Below are 20,289 nucleotides of genomic sequence, written 5' to 3' on the forward strand. Positions count from 1 at the left end.
TTCTTCCACTCGGCCAGAGTGGTCTGGACATGATATGACGGAATCGATGTGGTACCTGCAATCGTCGAACAGCTCTACGTACCGTGGACCTCTCACGGGCGCTCCCCTCTGCTGGTGCCGATGACCTCAAGGAAGGCCTCGATGCGCACCTTCAACTGTTCCGTGTCCGATTCGGAATAGTCGGTCTCGATCTGCAGGAAGGGGACCCGCACCGTCTCTTGCAGATGGCGTTTCACCGTGAACGATTCGACGTTGTAGGTGTGGCACCCTTGCCAGGTGAGGTCGATTACCCCGTCCGCTGCGAACTCCCGCACCAGTTGCTCCAGCAGTTGCAGCCGCCCCTTGTTGGGCGACATGCACGAGCAGGGAACGCGCAGATACTTCTCCGCAATGGAACGGAGCAGGTTCTTACCCGGTTGCACCGGATCCACCTTCTTGTAGGCGCCGCAGCTCTCGAAGCAGACCACGCTCCCCCCCAGCTCCTCGACCAGGCGCACGACCTTGTCGGAGCCGAGACCGACCGGGACCCCGGTCAGCAGGATGCGCGGCGTTTTCGCCGTGAAGGGAGAGATGCCCTGGTCGCTCAGCTCGGCAAGTTCACGGGTCAGCCGGTCAATCAGGTCAATCGCCTCGCGCTTGTCTACGGTGAAGCCGCGGTTGTGCAGCACGGTGAGCAGATCCATTCCCGAAATCGGCGCAGGCTTTCTTTTCAGCAGGTCCTGAAGCGCTTTCAGAGAGCGGCGTTCTTCGTTGAGCAGCAGTATCGCAGCGGCCAGCTTCTCCGGAGTGATCCGGACGTCGAATGCCTGTTCCAGGCGCGTCATCAGGCGCTTCAGCTCCAGGACCCAGTACTCCAGCGCCGCCTCGTCCTGCACCTGGGGCAGTTGCATCAGGTGCAAAGGCTTCATCTCACCCAATAACTCGTACATCTTCTTCTTGCCGTCACAGGTGGTCTCGGCGAGCAGCAGGTCCGAGAAGTGGAAGAAGGGACAGGTATCGGTAAGCGCGAAACCGTAGCTCGATTTGATCAGCGGGCACAGCGAGCGCGGCAGCACCTTTTCCGCCGCGGGGATGGGCGTCGCGCTGGTGCCGCACAGCGACACCGGTATGGCACCCGCGGCGACGATCAGTTCCACCGGTGAGAACAGGCAGTAGGTGCCGACCACTTTCCTGCCGCGGTCCTTGGCCACCTTGAGTGCGATAGCGTTTCTCTCCCTAAGTCCGGCAATCTCGCTAAAAGCAGCGCAGATATCCCTCATGCCTCGTACCCCAGGATCGCCGCGCCCAGCGCGCCGACCATCTGCGGCGCCTGCGGCACCCACATGTCGATGCCGAGGCTCGTTCCGATGGCGCGACAAAGTTCGCGGTTCAACGCGACGCCGCCGCTGAAGGTGACCCGGTGCGACAGGGCAACCTTACCTGCCAGCCCCTGGATCCTGGCAGCGATGGAGTGGAAGATACCGGCTGCGATGCTTCCCTTGTCAGTCCCGCGCGCCAGCAGGCCGATCACCTCGGACTCGGCGAAGACCGCGCACATGCTGGAGATCGGCACCGGCGTCGCCCCAACGGCAAGCTGTCCGAGCTGATCCAGGGAGACGTCGAGCACGCCGGCCATGACCTGCAGGAAGCGACCGGTGCCGGCGGCGCACTTGTCGTTCATGGCGAACTCCGCCACGCGCCCCTGGGGGTCGACACTGATCACCTTGCTGTCCTGGCCACCGATATCGATCACGCTGCGCGTTTCCGGGTACAGGAAATGGGCTCCGCGGGCGTGGCAGGTGATCTCAGTGACCTTCCGGTCGAATATGGGGAGGGAAACCCGTCCGTAGCCTGTCCCGACGATGCTTTGCACCTCATCCGCCACGAGGCCCGCGCACTCCAGCGCCTGGCGATAAGCTTCCAGCCCTGCCGCCTTGGGGTCCCAGCCCGTGGGAACGACGACGCTGGCGCGGATCTCTCCATCGAAGATAACCGCTTTTGTCCCTGTCGAACCTATGTCGATTCCTGCTGCTACCATCTTTGTCACTCACTAAAGGGGATGCCGTGGAGAGGTGGGGGTAGAGGAAAACTACTGACATGAATAACTAATTGACCCGCTGGAGTCAAATTGATAAATTCGATGAAATCAATAACAGTGATCGCTACACCTAATAGGAGGCCACGGTGAACCTGAAGCAGCTCGAAATATTCATCAAGGTGGCGGAAAGCGGCAGCTTCTCCAAGGGGGCGGAGGCCACCTTCATTACGCAGTCTACGGTAAGCCAGCATATCTCGGCCCTTGAGAGTGAATTCGGCATGAAACTGCTCGATCGCACCGGCAAGGGTGCCCTTCCTACCGAGGGAGGCAAGATCCTGCTGGAGCGGGCACGCAAGCTGGTGGAGTATGCGAAGGAGATACCGATTGCGCTGGCGCGCTTCAAAGGGATCGAGGAGGCGGTGCTGAACATCGCGGGGAGCAGCATACCCGGCGAGTACATGATTCCGGCTGCCCTCCCCCTGCTGATCGACCGTTTCCCCGGCGTGACTATCGTCCTTAGACAGGGGGACAGCCACGACGTCTTGGGCAAATTGCTGTCGGAAGAGGTGGAATTGGGCGTGGTCGGCGGTCGCTTCGACGAGGATACCCTGGAATTTACCCCCTTTGCCGAGGACGAACTGGTCCTGATTGCCCGCGCAGGCCACCGTTGGGGCGAGGGAGAAGCGATCCGCAAGGAGGAGTTGCTCGGCGAGCCGGTGGTGTTGCGTGAAACGGGATCCGGGACCGGGAAAGCAGCGGCCCAGGCCCTGCGCGACGCAGGCATCGACCCGACAAAACTGCGGGTGGCGGCGCACCTGGGGAGTAACGAGGCAGTGAAGCGTGCGGTGATGGCTGGTATCGGCGTATCTTTTGTTTCCGCGGTGTCGGTGCGGCACGAACTGGAACAGGGGGCGCTGATTCAGGTTCCCGTGGACCGCGTTTCCATCAAGCGGCAGTTTTATCTGGCCAGCCGCAAAGGGCGGGAAATGTCGCCGGCGGCAGAAGCCTTCCGGGGCATCATGCTGGAAATTTTCAGGGGGGATGGGCAGCTGACTATCGACTCTTAATTGTCGATTCTCGAGCCCCTCATCTTCTTGCGCTCCGAAACCGCCTTCTTGTCCGAGAGCCGTTTCTCTTTGGCGCCGCGCGGTACCTTGGTGGCGATACGCTTCTTCCTCTTCTGTTCGCGCCGGCGCAGCAGTTCCGCCAGGCGCTGTAGCGCCATCTCCCGATTTTGTGCCTGTGACCGGCTCTCGCTGGCCTGGGCCACGATCCCCGTTGGGAGGTGACGGATGCGAACGGCGGAGTCGGTGGTGTTGCGATGCTGCCCCCCCGGTCCCGACGCGCGGTAAAACTCCACTTTTATATCCGATTCCTTGATCTCTAACATCTTCCTCTTCCTCGTTGTTGCGGATGCCGTGAATATACCACGACCGCAGCCTGCGCCCAAGCCTTGTCGGCCACTGGACCATCGCGACACACAGGTACTTACCTGCACCGGTACTACGTGGCGGTCTGTTACGACAAGCGAACACCGGCTCCCGCGGTTGATGTCACCGGTAATATTTGTTACATTGGCCCCCTTTCGACACTACATCTGCGACAAGGAGAGTTGAGCCATGCCCGTCATAACCATCGACCTCGGCACCATCGAGAACAAAGAGAAGAAAGGCCAACTGGTACAGGCCCTGACCGAAGCTGCCAGTTCCGTAACCCAGATACCCGCCGATAAATTCATCGTCTTCATCAAGGAGATGGAGCGCGAGAACATCGGCGTCGGCGGAAAGCTGCTGTCAGACATCCTCAAGTAAAGGCACAGGAGGCCACATGAAAAAGAGTCTGGGCAAAGGGACCCACGCCATGCCGACCCCGGTTTGGCTGGTGGGAAGTTACGACCTGGCGGGCAAGCCGAACCTGGCCACCATCGCCTGGGGCGGCGTCTGCAGTTCCGATCCGGCCGCAGTCACTATCTCGCTGCGCAAGTCGCGCCACAGTTACGACGCCATTCTGAAGCACGGCGCCTTCACGGTGAATATCCCGTCGCAGCAGTTTGCCGTCGAGGCCGACTACGCCGGTATCGCTTCGGGCAAAACCGAGGACAAGTTCGCCAAGGCCGGGCTCACCGCCGTCAAAAGCGACCTGGTCGATGCGCCCTATGTCGCGGAATTTCCGCTGGTCATCGAATGCCGCCTGTTGCAGACCGTCGAGATCGGGGTGCACACCCAGTTCATCGGCGAGATCGTCGATGTGAAGGCAGACGAGTCCGTCCTCGATGGCAACGGCCTGCCTGATCCGGACAAGGTGCGGCCGATCATCTACAGCCCCACCAACCGTATCTACTACGGCCTGGGTGAAGCAGTCGGCAAGGGATTCGATATCGGCAAAGAGTTGATGAAGTAACTGGAGGGTTGCCGTCGCTACGGTATAATCGTTCCCGTCATTAAGCCAAGGCGCCCTGCCCCCTCCTCAAAGGGGGCAAGGTTCCAACCGGGGACGATCATGGACGACGAAACCTTCAAGAACGAAGTACTGGACCGGCTGCAACAAATCATCGAGATGCTGACCTCGATCCTCCCGGAGGCGTGCCTCGAGGAAGTCGAGGAAACGCCTGCTCCCCTAACCCGCCCCGAGGTGGAGCAGGCGCGTAACCCGTACGGCATCGGCGAGGAAATGCAGGACGACTATCGGTCAGCCCTCGAAAAGTGGAAACTCGAACACGGCAGTGTCTGAACCGGACTCTGCCGTAAAGGAACTGGCCGGTGGTCCCGACGCAGATTGCGCAGATGGGCCATCGGCCTTTCATTTACACCTACGAGCCCCCCCCCGTCCCTCCTTTCGCAAAGGGGGGACAGGGAGGATTTTCCTAACGTCCGCACCCTCTCCCAACCACGAACCGCTCCTCGAACTCCAAGGTCACCCTTCTCAGCGGCTCATCCAGAAACCCGAGCGCGCTCTGAGCGACGTAGGCCGGGACCCCGCCATAAAATGCCTGTGCAATCCCCCCGGTTATGCAGGCAAGGGTGTCGGAATCACCTCCGAGCGAAACGGCAAGGCGCAGGGCACTCTCGAAGTCGCTCGAGTCGAAGAAGGCAGCCAGCGCCTGGGGGAGCGTCCCCTGGCAGGAGACGTCGAAGCGATAGTCCGGACGGATGTCGTCGCAACCACGGGAAAGGTCGTAGCCGAATCGACCGGCGATGAAACTGCGTATCTCCGCCTTGGTGCCGCCGGTGCGCGCGAGATAGATTGCAGTAGCAGCGGCCTGCGCGCCGCGCACCCCCTCCGGATGACCGTGGGTGGGAAGGGTGTACTCCTCGGCCTTTTGTAGCACCTCGCCCAGTGAATCGAAGGCCCATGCCGCAGGCGAGATACGCATTGCCGAGCCGTTGCCCCAGCTGTAATAGGGAGCAGCATCGTCGCTGGCGGCCCAGCGCGCGAAATTCTTGCCGTACCCGGCCTCTGGATACCTGCGATAGTAGCGCCGCATCACCTGCGGGTATGATTCACCGCTCATGATCGCCTCGGCGAGCGCCACGGTGAGCACAGTGTCGTCGGTGAAACGGCAGTGGTCCTGGAACAGTGGAAACTCAGTGGTCTTGATGTTGTTCCACTCGTAGATCGATCCCACGATGTCGCCGGTCAGGGCACCAAGCATGTCATCCCCCTACCCCTTTAGCCGGGGTTTTGGTATCATCACTTGCCATGAACTACCTCTTCCACCTCTACTTATCCGGGAACGACCCCGCCATCATCACCGGCAACTTCATGGGGGACTTCGTCAAGGGCCCGCTTGCTGACCGGTTCCCGGAGCGCCTGCGTCAAGGTCTTGCGCTGCACCGGCGTATCGACTCCTTCGCCCAAGGTCATCCAGCCTTCACCGCCAGCCGCCTGCGCATCGCCCAGGAATTCGGCCTGTACCGCGGCATCTTGGTCGACCTGTACTACGATCATTTCCTCGCCAGCGGGTGGCGACACTGGCATGACGATCCCCTGCCGGTCTACCTCGGGCGGATCAGGAAAATCGTAGAGGGAAACCGAGACCTGCTGCCGCAACCGCTGCAGAGGCTGGTCCCGATTATCTTCGAGGACATGATCCCCTCTTACCTCACTACCGACGGTATTGCCGGTGCCCTGCAGCGCATGTCCAGACGCGTGCCGCGTGCTAATCCCCTGGCCGGTGGCGGCAGCGAGCTTACCCGCAACTATTCAATATTGCAAGAAGATTTTCTGCAATTCCTCCCCGATGTACATCGATGCGCACGGCAGTTTTTGCACGATTGAAACAGCAATTGCAGCTCCGAGTTTGCAACTGTTAGGACGCAGAAGGTATTTTGTTTTCCCTTTGGCAGATACTGTCACAGTAACATCGGCCACTGTATTTCGTTAACACCCCTATCATCCCTCTCACGGCCCACCACCCCTAGCAGTTCTCCAAGTCGAAACTTCAATTGCAAAAATTCATAAGATAAGTCATAAAAGCGCAACAATCCGCTTGAATAGAAGCCCGCCCCGCGGTAAATTAAAGCGCTGTATTGATGTCGCCCCTGGAGAAGAACGATAGACACGATCCACCTGCTCATCTTCGCCCTAGACGGCACACGCTACGCCTTGAGACTGGAACAGGTCACCAGGGTCATCAGGGCTGCGGCGCTCACCACGATCCCCTATGCCCCGGATGTCGTACTCGGCATCCTAGACCTGCAGGGGGATGTCATCCCCGTCATAAACCTGAGAAGGCGGTTCGGGTTGCCTGAGCGGCCCATCGGCTGCGAAGACCACTTCGTCGTTGCCCGAACCCAAAGGCTCGCCTTGGCACTCCACGTCGATACGACGGAAGGTGTGTGCGAGTTACCCCCCGGGGCACTCCTGCCACCGGACAAGATCGTCGCCGGGACGGAATTCCTGGCCGGCGTTACCCGGACTGCCGACGGGCTGGTACTGATCCACGACCTGGACACCCTGCTCTTCCCCGAGGAAGAAGCGCAGATCCGGGCTGTTCTGGAGCAGGCGTAGCGTGGCGGGCGATAAACACCACGCGCTGCCAGTTTTCGCAGGATTCGTAGGTAGGAACCTCGGGTTGCACTTTCCCGAGGCGCGCCTGGGTGACCTGGCGCTGAAAATGACCGCGCTGGCACGGGAGGCGGGTTTCAAGGACCTTGACCGCTACCTGTTCCAACTCATGGCGGCTCCGCTCTCCCAGGAACAGATGAATGCCCTTAGCGGGGCCTTGACCATCGGTGAAACCTATTTCCTGCGCGACCCCAAGAGCTACCGGGTGCTCGAACAGCAGATACTCCCCGGGCTCATTGCGGCGCGTCGGCGCGGCGGCAGGACCCTCAAGATCTGGAGTGCCGGGTGCTCCACAGGCGAGGAGCCCTACTCCATCGCCATCATCCTTAGTCGACTGTTGCGTGATCTTCCGGACTGGAAGATCACGCTGCTTGGCACCGATATCAACGTTGACGCTCTGGAACGGGCACACAGGGGGGTGTACGGCAAATGGTCCTTCCGCAACGCACCGCAGTGGATCATGGAGTACTTCACCCCCGTCGGGGACGGCCAGTTTGAAATCGTGCCCCGCATCCGCGAGATGGTGCAGTTCAGCCCGTTGAACCTGGCCGACGACACCGGCCATGCCCTCACCAGCGGCACGGATATCATCTTCTGCCGCAATGTGATGCTCTACTTCCACACCGAGCAGATCGAGAAGACGGTAGGGAGGTTCCACGCTGCTTTGAAGCCGGGCGGATGGCTCTTCGTAGGCCCCACCGAGGTGGACCACCAAAGACTGCGCGGCTTCAGCTGCCACCACTACGACGGGGCCCTGGTGCTCAGAAAGGGAGAACAGCGCCGTAAAACGATGCGCCCAGCCGCCCCCATGCCGACACCGGTTCCGGCGGCAGCCCCGCTGGGGACGGCCTCTTCCGTTGCCTCCCACCGGGCCTTCCCTGATCCCTTGTCGTCGCAGGCGGAGCCCCTGCCGGGCAGCATCGAGCTGGCACGGACGGCGTATCGCGACGGGGAGTACCAGGAGGCGGCCCGGCTGGCCCTGTCCGCGCCGCACCTCCCCGAGAACCTTGCTCTTGCGGCGCGCTGCTACGCCAACCTGGGGCGGTACCAGGAGGCGCGGGAGCAGTGTGAAAAAACGCTGCGGCTGGAGCGCCTGAATCCTCATACCCACTACCTGCTTTCCATGATCCTGGAGCAGATGGGAGACGGCGAGGCAGCCGAAGCTGCACTGAAACGAGCACTGTACCTGGACCATGACTATCTGCTCGCCTACTTCGCCCTGGGGAACCTGTGCCGCAAGCGCGGTGAACTCCGGGAAGCCGAACAGAGTTTCGCAAACGCCCTGCGCCTTTTGCAGCGCTACGACCCGGCGGAGGTTCTGCCCGATGCCGAAGGGATCACGGCCGGGTTGCTGTCTCAGTTGATCAAGGGAATGAACGCCGGTTTGAACCGCAGGTAATACCGGCGGTACTACTGTTTCAGGAGATGGCGGATGTCGGTAAAGAGCTCCAGCATAGACTGGGCTGCACTGCTCAAGCGACAGGAAGCGGCATTCGCCGCGGCGGGCGCCCCCTCACGCGACCCTGAGCGCGAAAAGGCCCTGCTGGACGAACGGGCGCGCCTATTAAGCCGGCAACCTGAACGCCCGTCGGACGCGCAGGGGATCGAGTGCCTGGAGTTCCTGCTCTCCGGCGAACGCTACGCCATCGAAATCTGCTACGTGGCGGCCACCTTGCCGCTCACTGATTTCACGCCGCTTTTTTGTGCGCCCTCGTTCGTACTCGGGATCACCAACCTGCGCGGCCGCATCATTTCCATCGTCGACCTGCGCCGGTTCTTTGAACTGCCGGCCATGGGCCTTTCCGACCTGAACCGGGTCATCGTGGTGGGCAACGAGCAGATGGAGTTCGGCGTCCTCGCCGACAGCATCGTCGGCACCAGGACCGTCGCGCCCGGTGCCTTGCTCCCCATTCCCGACACCTTCACCGGCCCGAGGGAAGAGTACGTCGCCGGGGTGACCGAGCAGCGCCTTGCCCTGCTCGACATGGGGCGCATCCTCGCCGACCCGAGGATGGTGGTGCACGAAGAGGTGGGTTAAGGGCAGAATAAGATTAAGATTTAGATAGATACGCTTTTATGAGGGAGGTCGAGGATAGGTTCAGATGAGGAGAATTCTCTAAGTCTTAACCTTAATCTTGATCTTTCCTAGGGGGTTCCATGCTGAGTAACATGAAGATCCGTTCCCGACTGGCCGCGGGGTTTTCCGTCCTGGTGCTGTTCCTGATCCTGATCGGGGGGCTGTCCCTGAAGAACCTCGCCGCGCAAGGCCAGCTCCTGAGCGAGTTCTACGAACACCCCTTTGCGGTCACCAACGCCATCCAGCAGGTGGATACCAACATCACCCGCATGCATCGCGGCATGAAGGACGTCATCCTCTACAGCAACGACCGCGAGGACGTGGATGCCTCGGTGGCTGATATCGACAACTGCGAAAAGATCGTCTACCGCCAGCTTGCGCTTGCCAGGGACCGCTTCCCCGGGGACAAGTCAAAGCTCGACCAGATCAAGGAATCCATGGACCAGTGGAAGGTGATCCGGGCCAAGACCATCGACCTCGTGCGCCAGGGCAAGGTCAAGGAAGCCATCGCTTTCCACAAGTCCTACGCGCGGCGCACCGTGGCCCAGATCGACACCCAGGTGAACGAGGTGCTCAAGGATTCCTACACCGTCGCCGACAAGTTTGCCGCCGAGTCCAAGAAGAACCAGAGCACCACCTTCGCCATCACCGCGACCCTGGTGGTGCTGGCCGGCATCCTCGCTGCCCTCATCGCCTTCGCCATCACCGCCTCCATCACCAAGCCGCTCACTGACGCGGTGCAGGCCGCCGAGCGCCTGGCCCAGGGTGACGTTTCCGTCGAGCTCGGCAGCGACTCCGCCGACGAACTGGGCCAGTTGCTCAGGTCCATGGGCAAGGTGGTGCACTCCATGCGCCGCCTGGGGGAAACCGCCAACCGCATTGCCCTGGGCGACCTTGACGTCGACATTGCGCTCCTCTCCGATCGCGACGTCTTCGGCACCGCGATGCGCAACATGGTGGCTTCACTTAACAGCCTTGCCGACAATGCCGACCGCATCGCGTCCGGCGATCTCACCATCGAGGTCCTGCCCGCCTCCCCCAAGGACCGACTGGGCAACTCCTTCCGGATGATGACCAGCAACCTCAGGGAACTCACGGTGGAGATCGCCGAGGTGGTCAACGTGCTGGCCGGCTCCGCCGCGGAGATCATGACCACGGTAAGCGAGCTCGCCTCCAGCTCGGCCCAGACCGCCACCTCCATCTCCGAGACCAACGCCACCGTCCAGGAGATCCGCCAGACCACCGATCTCACTTCGCAGAAGTCGCGCCAGGTGTACGAGAGTGCGCACCGATCCACCCAGATCGCCCGCACCGGCCGCGAATCGGTCAACAGCGCCATCGGCGGCATGCAGGGCATCGACGAGCGCATGGGCTTCATCGCTGAACGCATCGTCAACCTCTCCGAACAAAGCCAGGCCATCGGCGAGATCATCGCCACCGTCGCCGACCTGGCCGAGCAGTCCAACCTTCTCGCTGTCAACGCGGCCATCGAGGCGGCCAAGGCGGGCGAGCACGGCAAGGGATTCGCCGTCGTGGCACAGGAGGTGAAAAACCTCGCCACCCAGTCCAAGCAGGCCACCTCTCAGGTCAGGAACATCATCGGCCAGATCCAGAAAGCGACCACTGCCGCGGTGCTCGCCACCGAGCAGGGGAGCAAGGCGGTTGAAGCCGGGGTGAAACAGTCCAGCGAGGCGGGAGAGTCGATCCGCCAGCTTGCCTCCAGCATCGAGGAGTCCTCCAACGCCACCCTGCAGATTGTCACCTCTACACAGGAGCAGGCCATCGGCATGGACCAAATCGCCATCGCCATCCAGAGCATCAACCAGGCCAGCGATCAGAACGTCGAAGGTTCGCGCCAGATCGAGGCTGCGGCCCGCAACCTCTACGAGCTGAACCAGAAGCTGCAGCAGCTGGTCAGCGGCTACAAGGTGGCATAACGGCCATGACTGCAGTAAACGGGGGAATCTCGCCGCATGCTTGACAGCGACGCCTTGCTCAAAGAGCTCCTGGCGACCTTCGACATGGAGGCCCGGGAGCATCTCGGGGAGCTCTCGACCCTGCTTCTTGCGCTGGAACGCGATCCGGACCTGGCAGAGCGCAAGCGCCTTTTGGAGTCGGTGTTCCGCCGCGTGCACACGCTCAAGGGAGCGGCGCATGCCGTGAACCTCCCGGACGTCGCCCTTGCCTGCCAGCAGCTCGAGGACGTCCTCGCCGAGCTGAAGCGTGGCGACCTCGCGCTTGGGCTGGAACAGTTCGACTCGCTGCACGTGAGCATCAACGACCTGGAGAAGCGGCTCTCCCTGGGACTGGCGGCAGCTTCTGCAGTTGCGCCCCATGTCCATCCTGCGGGGCCGCCCCACCCTGCCCCTGCGCCCCTGGTTGCACCTCCCGAGCCGGAGCAGCCTGCCGCGGTCGCCACCGTGACAGTTTCTGCGCCGGCAGCCACGCTCCAGGCCGTCACGCAACCCGTCACGCAACCCGCCCGCGTCCCGGAGCGCAAGCCGGCGCAGCAGCACCACGTTGCGGCACGCCCGCAGGGGGACGAGACCGTCCGCGTATCCGCCCGACTCCTGGAAGAACTCCTGCTGCAGTCGGAGGAACTCGTGTCTGCGAAACTCTCGGCATCCGCGCTCCACGAGGAGCTGGCGACCCTTGCCGGTGAGCTGGCAATGCGCCAGGGGGAGCGTGGCCGTGCCCTGGAGAGCGCGCGTAGGGTCAAGAAGGGCGCAACCGGACGTGAGGCCGCGCTCGCCGTGCAACTGGAGCAGAGTTGCCAGGCAGAGCGGCTCATCGAGGGGCGCCTGCGGCTCCTGGAGAAGGGGGCGGACAAGCATCTGAGATCGCTGCAGGGCATGCTCGACCCCCTTTTGGAGGAGATGAAGAAACTGCAGTTGCTCCCCTGCAGCACCGTCTGCGACCCCTTTGCCAAGCTGGTACGGGACCTCGCCCGCGAACTGGGCAAGGAGGCGGAATTCAGCTACCAGGGGGGGGAGCTGGAAATCGACCGCCGTATCTTGGCGGAACTGAAGGAGCCGCTGTTGCACCTGGTGCGTAACACGGTCGACCACGGTATCGAGGCACCAGAACAACGCGAGGCCGCTGGCAAACCTGCCAAGGGCGCCATCCGCCTCGACATCCGCCTGCAGGACGCGAACCGCGCTGAACTCGTCCTCGCAGACGACGGCGGCGGCATCGACGTCGCCCTGGTTAAAAACGCCGCGTTGAGGCTCGAGGTGGCCACCGACGAGGGGCTGGAGCGCATGTCCGACCGGGATGCGCTCCAGCTCATCTTCGAGTCCGGGCTCTCCACCAGCAAAACGGTAGGCAACGTTTCGGGACGCGGCGTGGGCCTTGCCATCGTGCGCGAGTCCCTGGAGCGTCTCGGCGGCCACGTTACCGTTTCAAGCACCCCTGGTTATGGCACCACGTTCCGGCTGGTTTTTCCCCTTTCATTCGCCAGGATACGCGGCCTGTTGGTCCAGGTGCGCGGCAGGGACTGCGTCATCCCGGCCAACAACGTCGAAGTGAGCTCGCGGGTGGCGCTTGCGGGCGTAAAACGGGTGGAGAACCGCGACACGGTGCTGGTGAACGGCGAGGTGGTCGCGCTGGTTTCTCTGGCTCGCATTCTCGAACTGGAACGGAGCGCTCCGGCGCAGCAGGAGAGCCTCTGCTTCGTGCTACTGCATGCCGGCGAAAAGAAGATCGCCTTCGCCGTGGACCAGGTGCTGGGGGTCCAGGAGATCCTGGTCAAGCCGCTGGGGCGGCAGTTGTCCCGGGTGCGCAACGTCTCAGGAGGTACCGTCCTCGGCAACGGCAAGGTGGTCCCGGTTTTAAACGTCGCCGACCTGTTCCGCTCTGCATTCGCCGTCGAGGCGCCAGCGGTGCCACTGGCCGCCCCCACCGCCAAAGCAAGGACGGTCTCGGTGCTCGTGGCGGAGGACTCCATCACCTCGCGCACGCTGCTCAAGAACATCCTGGAAGCGGCGGGCTACCGGGTGCGTACCGCCGTGGACGGGGCGGATGCGCTGTCCCAGTTGAGGGCCGAGCCATGCGACGTGGTCATCTCTGACATCGAGATGCCGCGCATGGACGGCTTCCAACTCACCGCTGCCATCCGTGCCGACAGCAGGCTGGCCACCCTCCCCGTGGTCCTGGTGACGGGATTGGAATCGCGCAGTGACCGGGAGCGGGGTATCGATGTCGGTGCCAGCGCCTACCTGGTGAAGAGCAGCTTCGACCAAGGCAACCTGGTCGAGGTCATCCAAAAACTAAGCTGACGAGGAACCACGTGATCAGACTGTTGGTGGTGGAAGATTCCAAAACGGTGCAGCGTGCCCTGGTGGCCGCCTTCGAGGCCGACCCGGACATCAAGGTGATCGGCACCGCAGAAACCGGCGAGGAAGCGGTCGAAGCGGCGAAATGCCTCCGTCCCGACCTGATCACCATGGACATCAACCTCCCAGGTATGGACGGCTTCGACGCCACCCGCGCCATCATGTCCACCTGCCCGGTCCCCATCGTCATCGTCACAGGGAAGATGAATCCCAAGGATTCCGCCACCCTGTTCCGGGTCATGGAGGCCGGCGCCCTGATGGTCCTCGCCAAGCCGGACCCGGTGGGGAGCCCGGGCTACCAGGACTCGGTGGCCAACCTGGTGCACCACCTGAAGCTGATGGCCGAGATCAAAGTAGTGCGGCGCATTTTCCCGTCGGGCAAGGTGGCGCCCCGCCCCGAGCGCCCGCTGCCTCCGCCCCCGGTACAACCGGTCAAGGTGGTGGCAATCGGGGCATCGACTGGGGGGCCGCCACTTTTGCGCCAGATACTGGCCGAACTGCCCGCCCCTTTTCCCGCCGCTGTGGTCGTTGTCCAGCACATGGCGGTCGGTTTCACGGAGAACTTCGTGCACTGGCTGAACCGCAGCTCGAAGCTTCCGGTACAGTTGGGGACCGACGGTGCTCAACTCGCCCCTGGGCAGGTCTACGTGGCACCGGACAACTGCCACATGGAGGTCACCTCCACCGGCAAGATCATCCTCACCGAAGCCGCCCCCGAGCACGGGGTACGCCCATCGGTCTCGGTCCTGTTCCGCTCGGTGGCACTAAGTTACGGCCGACACGCCATGGGGGTGCTCTTGACCGGGATGGGCAAGGACGGGGCGCTGGAGCTTAAGACGATCCGGGGGCGCGGCGGCATCACGGTCGCGCAGGACCGCGAGAGCTCCATGGTATTCGGCATGCCCGGAGAGGCCATAGAAATCGACGCGGCGCAGCACGTGCTGCCACCGGGAGCAATCATAGAACTGTTGCACAGGGTTACCAGTAAAAGCGCAAGCGCCGCTTCACGTTAAGGAAAGAGAAAAGATGGCCACCGACTACACCGCTGGTGCCGACCGGCACCATATACTCATCGTCGACGATAGCCCCACCCAGGCTAAGCTCCTTGAACAGATGCTGGCCGAACAGGGCTACCGGGTACGCACCGCGCGCAACGGCAGCGACGCCCTGGAAGTGATCCGCTCCGGGAGTCCCGACCTCGTCATCAGCGACATCCTCATGCCGGAAATGGACGGGTTCGAGTTGTGTCGCAGGGTCAGACAGCTCCACGACAAGGCACAGCTCCCCATTATCCTGCTTACCCACCTGAACGATCCGGCCGACGTCCTGCACAGCCTCGAGGTCGGTGCAGACTACTTCGTCTCCAAGCCCTACAGCCGTAAGCTCCTCCTGTCCCGCATCCGTTCGGTGCTCGAAGGGGAGCGTCTGTGTCGCCAGGGCGATGTCGAGGGGGAGGTTTCCGTCGGCTACCGCGGCAGGCAGTACCATGTCCACGCCGACTGCGCCCACACTCTGGAACTGCTGCTGGCGACCTACGAGATGGCGGCCGAGAAGAACCAGGAACTGCTGGGAGCCCAGGCCCTTCTCTCCAACCTGAACCGCGAGCTGGAGCAGCGGGTGCTGGAGCGGACCGCGGCGCTCACCCAGGAGACGGCGGAACGCCTGCAGGCACTGGAAGAGCTGCGCAAGAAGGACGAAGTGCTCATGCAGCAAAGCCGGCAGGCGGCCATGGGGGAGATGATCGGCAACATCGCGCACCAGTGGCGCCAGCCGCTCAACGCGGTCGGGCTCTTAGTCCAGGATCTCACCCTCTCCTACGAGTACGGCAACTTCAGCCGCGACTACCTCGAGTCCAGCACCGGCAAGATCATGCAGATGGTGCGGCACATGTCCCAGACCATCGACGACTTCAGGAACTTCTTCACCCCCGACAAGGAGAAGACGGAGTTCCACCTGGAAAAGGTGCTCCGGCGCACCCTGGCGCTCATCGACGGCAGCCTCAACGACAAGGGGATCACCATCGAACTGCAGGCCGGCGCGGTCCCCGCCGTGGTGGGGCACCCCAACGAGTTCTCCCAGGTACTGCTGAACATCATGAACAACGCCATGGACGCTTTCGGCGAGAGAAAGGTTCGGGCCCCGCGGCTCAAGGTGGTCCTCTCCAGCCACGAGGAGCGGGCCGTGGTCACCATCGCCGATAACGCCGGCGGCATCTCAGAGGAGGTCATCGACCGCATCTTCGAACCCTACTTCACCACCAAGGAACAGGGCAAAGGGACCGGCATCGGCCTGTTCATGGCCAAGAACATCGTGGAGAAGAGCATGAACGGCTCGCTGACCGTACGCAACACCGGTGAAGGCGCCGAGTTTAGGATCGAGGTCTGATATGGCGGCAATTGCAACATCCGGCAGCGGCTTCAAGCTGTTATACGTGGAAGATGATGAGATTACCCGGCACACGGTGCTCACCCTGCTTAACCGCCGTTTTCCCTCTCTTGACATAGCATCGGCCGCCAACGGAGGCGAGGCGATGGAGCTTTACGGCAGCTTCGCCCCCGACCTCGTGGTCACCGATATAAAGATGCCGGTGATGAGCGGCATCGACATGGCGCGACGCATGCTGGAACGAAAGCCGTCGCTACCCATCATCGTCACCAGCGCGCACAGCGACATGCAATACCTACTGGAATCCATCGAACTCGGCATCGCGCGCTACGTTCTCAAGCCGATCGACAGCGGCAAACTATTCGCCTCCATCGAGACCTGCCTTGGCACCCTTTCGCTGGAGCGTGAACTGCAGGCCCAGCAGGCTTTCGTCCGCAAGCTCTCGCGCGCAGTGCAGCAAAGCCCCAACTCCATCGTCATAACCGATCCGCACGGGACGGTCGAATACGTCAACCCCAAGTTCACTGAGCTGACGGGCAAGGCGCAAGCTGAGGTGCTGGGGCGCCCGCTGGCCGAGCTGCTTCCCGGTGGTGCCGAGATCTGGGCGCAGGTGTCGCCTGGCAAAACGTGGCACGGCGAAGTGGCCGGCTCGGGCAAGGACGGAATCCCCCTGTACCAGTCCAGCTCCATATCGCCGGTACTCGATGAGTCCGGTGCTATCGCCAACTTCGTGGCGGTACACGAGGACATCACCGAGCGGGTGTTGAATGAGAGGAAAATAGAGCAGCTGAACCAGAGCCTCACCGCGCGCGCCGAGGAACTCGAGATCGCCAACCGCGACCTGGAAGGGTTCAGCTACACGGTCTCGCACGACCTGCGCACCCCTCTCACCAACATCAACGGCTACTGCCAAGTGATCCTGGAGATCTACGGCCGCACTCTGGAGGAGGGGTGTAAGGAGTTCATCGACACCATCTTCAACGAGACTATCAGCATGAACCAGCTGATCCGGACCCTGCTGGAGTTCTCCCGCGTCACGCGGGCGGAGATGGTGAAATCCCCGGTGGACCTGAGCGAGATGGCCACCCTGATCGCCGCGTCACAGCAGCTTGCCGCACCCGGACGCAAGCTCAGCTTTACCATCGATCCCGACATCAGCGCGTATGGGGACCGGGACTTACTGAAGGTGGTGCTGGAGAACCTCTTCTCCAACGCCTGCAAATATTCCGGCAAGAAGGAACTGTCCCTGATCGAGTTCCGCGCGATGGAACGGAACGGGGAAACGGTGTACCTGGTTCGTGACAACGGGGCCGGTTTCGACATGGCCCAGGCCGAGAAGCTATTCAGCCCGTTCCAGCGCCTGCACACGGAACGCGAGTTCAAGGGGTTCGGGGTGGGGCTGGCCACGGTACAGCGCATCATCCAGCGCCACGGCGGGCGGGTGTGGGCTGAAGGCGAGGTTGATCGCGGTGCGTGTTTCTACTTCACCCTCCCCGGACCGCAGGCGTAGTGGCGGCGACGCGGGGAGTTTCTTTCAACTAGCGGAGGTCTCAGTAGTGACAGCGACAAACAAGCATTCACAACGGATTTTGCTGGTCGATGACGAACAATTGATCCTGGACGGGTGTCGCGCCTGCCTGAATAACGCCGGATGGCAGGACGTGCTGACCGAAAGCGACAGCCGGTTGGTGATGTCACTGCTGGAGCGGGAGGAAGTCGACGTCATCGTGCTCGACCTGCGCATGCCCCACATCACCGGGTTGGAACTGCTCCCCCAGATAGTGAAGCAGCACCCGCAGATCAAGGTGATCGTCTCCACCGCCAACAACGAGGTGGAGACGGTGGTCAACTGCATGAAGGAAGGCGCCTACGACTACATGGTGAAGCCCATCGACGTCAAGCGCCTGCTCACCTCGGTGAAAAAGGCGATGGAGATGCGCAGCCTCGCCAACGAACTTTCCGCACTGAAGAGCTACATGTTCAACGACCGCCTTGATCACCCGGAGGCATTCTCAGGGATCGTCTCCGGCAACAAGGCCATGCGCGCCGTATTCCAGTATCTCGAAGTGATCGCCGGGACCCGGCAACCGGTGACCATTACCGGCGAGACCGGCACCGGAAAGGAGTTGATAGCGCGGGCCATCCACGACCTGAGCGGCTGCAGCGGCGACTACGTGGCGCTCAACGTGGCCGGTTTGGACGACAACATGTTCTCCGACACCCTGTTCGGCCACCGCAAGGGGGCCTTTACCGGTGCAGACCAGGCCCGCGACGGCCTCATCACCCGTGCCGCGGGGGGCACCCTCTTCCTCGACGAAATCGGCGACCTGAACGAGATGTCGCAGATCAAGCTGCTCAGGCTTTTGCAGGAGCAGGAGTACTACCCGGTCGGGTCCGACTTCATCAAGAAAAGCGATGCCCGCATCGTGCTGGCCACCAACCGGGACCTGCAGGAGATGATCAAGCAGGGCAAGTTCAGAAACGACCTGTACTACCGGCTCTGCGGTCACCGGGTGCACCTTCCCCCGCTGCGCGAGCGCCTGGACGACATCCCGCTTCTTTTGGACCACTTCCTGGAAAAAACGGCCGTGCGCCTGGGCAAGAAGAAGCCGACGCCTCCGCCGGAGCTCGCCGTTATGCTCACCCTGTACCCTTTCCCGGGCAACATCCGGGAGTTCGAAGCCCTGGTCTCCGACGCCGTACTGCGGCACACCTCGGGTGTCCTTTCCATGGACACCTTCAAAGCCGTGATCGGCGATGAGCGTCCCGCCCCTGGAGGTGCCGCGGGCACAGGCAAAAACGGCGGTGACAACCCGTTGTGCGACATCTTCGGCCACTTCCCTACCATCGACGAGGTCGAGCAATACATGATCGCCGAAGCGATGAAGATGGCCAAGGGAAACCAGGGGCTGGCCGGCAAGATCCTCGGCATGGGTCGCCAGACCCTCAACAAACGCCTCAAGTCGCAGGCCGACTGAGAGCAAAAAAAGCCGTAACGACAAAACCGCCGGGAGCATCGCCCCCGGCGGTTTTTCTTTTGCATCCGCGCCCCGGACCATTCACGCAGGGCGGAAGATGCCCTCTCCCACCGGGAGAGGGAGCGAGGCGGAGAGTAGCAGTTTAGAAGTGCTGCGCCACCATCCCCTGGGCGAGATCCATGGACGAGGTGAAGGCGGGAGAGATGGGATTGAGCACGTGGAGCGTCGGCCCGTCGGCAACCACCAGGAAGTCCATCACCAGCTGCTTGGTGTCCCAGTCCACGAGCTGCGGCCGGATGCCAACCTTGGAGGCGGCGACTACGTCTTCGGGCGAGAGTTCCTTGACCAGCCGGGCGGCGTCCTTGAAGAAGACCGAAGGGATGTACTTGGCAGGTTCGGTGAGCGCCACGTTGCGAAACTGCTTGTTGGCCAGGAATAACACGAGGTCCTGGAAGGCAATGGAGAAGGCCTCGGCGTCGATCCCCTTGACGATGCCGTAGTTCTCGCGGCCGAAGGCGGGGATGGCGGTGGGCCCAAGGTAGACGTCGCCGTGGACGCTGCGGGTGAAATGGACTCCGAGGAACGGATTGCGGATGTCGGGGACCGGATAGATGCTGGAATTGACGGTGTACGGCGCATCCTTTTTAAGGAGCCGGTACACCCCCTTGAAGGGGATCAGGCGGTAGTTCAGTCCAACGCCGAAGAAGGCCGCGACCTTGTTGCAGTACGCCCCCGCAGCGTTGACGAACCTGTTGAAACGGATTTCTCCCCTGCTGGTGATCGCGGTCCCGCTCCCCTTGAGCCCGGTCATGCGGCATCCCATCACGAAGGTGACCTTACCGCTTGCTTCCAGCTCCTTTTTCAGGCTTTTGAGCACGGCCTTCGGGTCGACCACCGCCGTGTAGTGCGAGAAGAGCGCCCGATCCACGGTGCGGGCATTGGGCTCTATGGCGGCAAGCTGGTGCTCGTCGATCATGTCCACCTTGGCGCCGTTAGCGGTGGCGCGCCGGTACAGTTCGTCGAGCACCGGCAGTTCCTCCTGGGTGCGCGTCACGATCACCTTGCCGTTTTCAAGAAGCGGCAGCCCCTGCTCCTTGCAGTAAGTCCGCATCAGGAAGTTACCGTTCAGGCATGACTTTGCTTTCAGGCTGTCCGGCGAGTAGTAGATCCCCGCGTGCAGCACGCCGGAGTTGCGGCCGGAGGCATGTACCCCGAGTTCTGCTTCCTTCTCTATGATGACGATATCGCCGTGGCCGGTGCGCAGCAGTTCGCGCGCGATGGTAAGCCCGATGATGCCCGCCCCGACGATCAGTATCTCAGCCCTGTCGAAACTCATGTCATCTCCGTATCCGCTGTCAAAAACCAGCAGCATTTTGTCACGCAAAGCCGCAGAGACCCAAAGAAATCATAGTAAGGATAAAGGCCCTTGGT

The 20,289-nt window shown here is 62.1% G+C and carries 18 protein-coding genes and 1 pseudogene; 14 read left to right on the forward strand and 5 right to left on the reverse strand.

Annotated features, from left to right (window positions below):
• Positions 1–92 precede the first annotated feature (92 nt).
• On the reverse strand, positions 93–1,259 hold the full coding sequence (locus tag K7R21_RS06065) for a double-cubane-cluster-containing anaerobic reductase (protein ID WP_224982381.1): 1,167 nt from the start codon (positions 1,257–1,259) through the stop codon (positions 93–95).
• On the reverse strand, positions 1,256–2,017 hold the full coding sequence (locus tag K7R21_RS06070; protein ID WP_224982382.1) for an acyl-CoA dehydratase activase: 762 nt from the start codon (positions 2,015–2,017) through the stop codon (positions 1,256–1,258). Before K7R21_RS06070 ends, K7R21_RS06065 begins: the two co-directional genes overlap by 4 nt.
• 146 nt (positions 2,018–2,163) lie before the next feature.
• On the opposite strand from K7R21_RS06070, the gene K7R21_RS06075 reads away from it, so the two are divergent.
• Entirely contained in the window at positions 2,164–3,084 is a 921-nt protein-coding gene (locus K7R21_RS06075) for a selenium metabolism-associated LysR family transcriptional regulator (RefSeq protein WP_224982383.1), read from the forward strand.
• Here the strand turns inward: K7R21_RS06075 and K7R21_RS06080 are convergent.
• A pseudogene (locus K7R21_RS06080) lies at positions 3,081–3,404 on the reverse strand (peptide chain release factor-like protein); the annotation flags it as partial. The gene K7R21_RS06075 and the pseudogene K7R21_RS06080 sit on opposite strands and share 4 nt — an antisense overlap.
• A gap of 232 nt (positions 3,405–3,636) precedes the next feature.
• On the opposite strand from K7R21_RS06080, the gene dmpI reads away from it, so the two are divergent.
• The 3 genes from dmpI to K7R21_RS06095 all read left to right on the forward strand — a co-directional run bounded on the left by dmpI (position 3,637) and on the right by K7R21_RS06095 (position 4,747).
• Positions 3,637–3,828: a 4-oxalocrotonate tautomerase DmpI gene (gene dmpI, locus K7R21_RS06085; RefSeq protein ID WP_224982385.1), complete on the forward strand. Its 192-nt coding sequence runs from the start codon at positions 3,637–3,639 to the stop codon at positions 3,826–3,828.
• 16 nt (positions 3,829–3,844) lie between these two features.
• Positions 3,845–4,417 (forward strand): flavin reductase family protein, encoded by a 573-nt coding sequence (locus K7R21_RS06090; RefSeq protein ID WP_224982386.1) that lies wholly within the window; start codon positions 3,845–3,847, stop codon positions 4,415–4,417.
• Positions 4,418–4,516: 99 nt separating this feature from the next.
• Positions 4,517–4,747: a hypothetical protein gene (locus K7R21_RS06095; RefSeq protein WP_224982387.1), complete on the forward strand. Its 231-nt coding sequence runs from the start codon at positions 4,517–4,519 to the stop codon at positions 4,745–4,747.
• 133 nt (positions 4,748–4,880) lie between these two features.
• On the opposite strand, the gene K7R21_RS06100 is transcribed toward K7R21_RS06095, so the two are convergent.
• Positions 4,881–5,669 (reverse strand): ADP-ribosylglycohydrolase family protein, encoded by a 789-nt coding sequence (locus K7R21_RS06100; protein WP_224982388.1) that lies wholly within the window; start codon positions 5,667–5,669, stop codon positions 4,881–4,883.
• Between the two features lie 29 nt (positions 5,670–5,698).
• On the opposite strand from K7R21_RS06100, the gene K7R21_RS06105 reads away from it, so the two are divergent.
• The 10 genes from K7R21_RS06105 (at position 5,699) to K7R21_RS06150 (ending at position 18,858) form a co-directional block, all read left to right on the forward strand.
• A complete protein-coding gene (locus tag K7R21_RS06105; RefSeq protein WP_318248327.1) occupies positions 5,699–6,295 on the forward strand; it encodes an acyl carrier protein phosphodiesterase in 597 nt (198 codons plus the stop codon).
• Positions 6,296–6,592: 297 nt separating this feature from the next.
• Positions 6,593–7,027: a chemotaxis protein CheW gene (locus K7R21_RS06110; RefSeq protein ID WP_224983418.1), complete on the forward strand. Its 435-nt coding sequence runs from the start codon at positions 6,593–6,595 to the stop codon at positions 7,025–7,027.
• Between the two features lies 1 nt (position 7,028).
• Positions 7,029–8,483, forward strand: a complete 1,455-nt coding sequence (locus K7R21_RS06115) for a CheR family methyltransferase (protein WP_224982389.1) — start codon at positions 7,029–7,031, stop codon at positions 8,481–8,483.
• A 33-nt stretch (positions 8,484–8,516) separates the two neighbouring features.
• On the forward strand, positions 8,517–9,122 hold the full coding sequence (locus K7R21_RS06120; protein WP_224982390.1) for a chemotaxis protein CheW: 606 nt from the start codon (positions 8,517–8,519) through the stop codon (positions 9,120–9,122).
• A gap of 119 nt (positions 9,123–9,241) precedes the next feature.
• Positions 9,242–11,098: a HAMP domain-containing methyl-accepting chemotaxis protein gene (locus tag K7R21_RS06125; protein ID WP_224982391.1), complete on the forward strand. Its 1,857-nt coding sequence runs from the start codon at positions 9,242–9,244 to the stop codon at positions 11,096–11,098.
• A gap of 36 nt (positions 11,099–11,134) precedes the next feature.
• Entirely contained in the window at positions 11,135–13,438 is a 2,304-nt protein-coding gene (locus tag K7R21_RS06130; RefSeq protein WP_224982392.1) for a hybrid sensor histidine kinase/response regulator, read from the forward strand.
• Positions 13,439–13,449: 11 nt separating this feature from the next.
• The gene (gene cheB, locus K7R21_RS06135) at positions 13,450–14,508 is read left to right on the forward strand and encodes a chemotaxis-specific protein-glutamate methyltransferase CheB (protein WP_224982393.1); all 1,059 of its coding nucleotides are present in this window, start codon (positions 13,450–13,452) and stop codon (positions 14,506–14,508) included.
• Positions 14,509–14,521: 13 nt separating this feature from the next.
• The gene (locus K7R21_RS06140; protein WP_224982394.1) at positions 14,522–15,880 is read left to right on the forward strand and encodes a hybrid sensor histidine kinase/response regulator; all 1,359 of its coding nucleotides are present in this window, start codon (positions 14,522–14,524) and stop codon (positions 15,878–15,880) included.
• A gap of 1 nt (position 15,881) precedes the next feature.
• Positions 15,882–17,390: a sensor histidine kinase gene (locus K7R21_RS06145; RefSeq protein ID WP_224982395.1), complete on the forward strand. Its 1,509-nt coding sequence runs from the start codon at positions 15,882–15,884 to the stop codon at positions 17,388–17,390.
• A 46-nt stretch (positions 17,391–17,436) separates the two neighbouring features.
• Positions 17,437–18,858, forward strand: coding sequence for a sigma-54-dependent transcriptional regulator (locus K7R21_RS06150; protein WP_224982396.1), 1,422 nt, complete (start codon positions 17,437–17,439; stop codon positions 18,856–18,858).
• A gap of 142 nt (positions 18,859–19,000) precedes the next feature.
• On the opposite strand, the gene lhgO is transcribed toward K7R21_RS06150, so the two are convergent.
• Positions 19,001–20,194 carry an L-2-hydroxyglutarate oxidase gene (gene lhgO, locus K7R21_RS06155; protein ID WP_224982397.1) on the reverse strand — a complete coding sequence of 398 codons (1,194 nt, stop codon included), beginning with the start codon at positions 20,192–20,194 and terminating at the stop codon, positions 19,001–19,003.
• Between the last annotated feature and the right edge of the window lie 95 nt (positions 20,195–20,289).

Source organism: Geomonas agri (genome assembly GCF_020179605.1).
Lineage (GTDB): Bacteria > Desulfobacterota > Desulfuromonadia > Geobacterales > Geobacteraceae > Geomonas > Geomonas agri.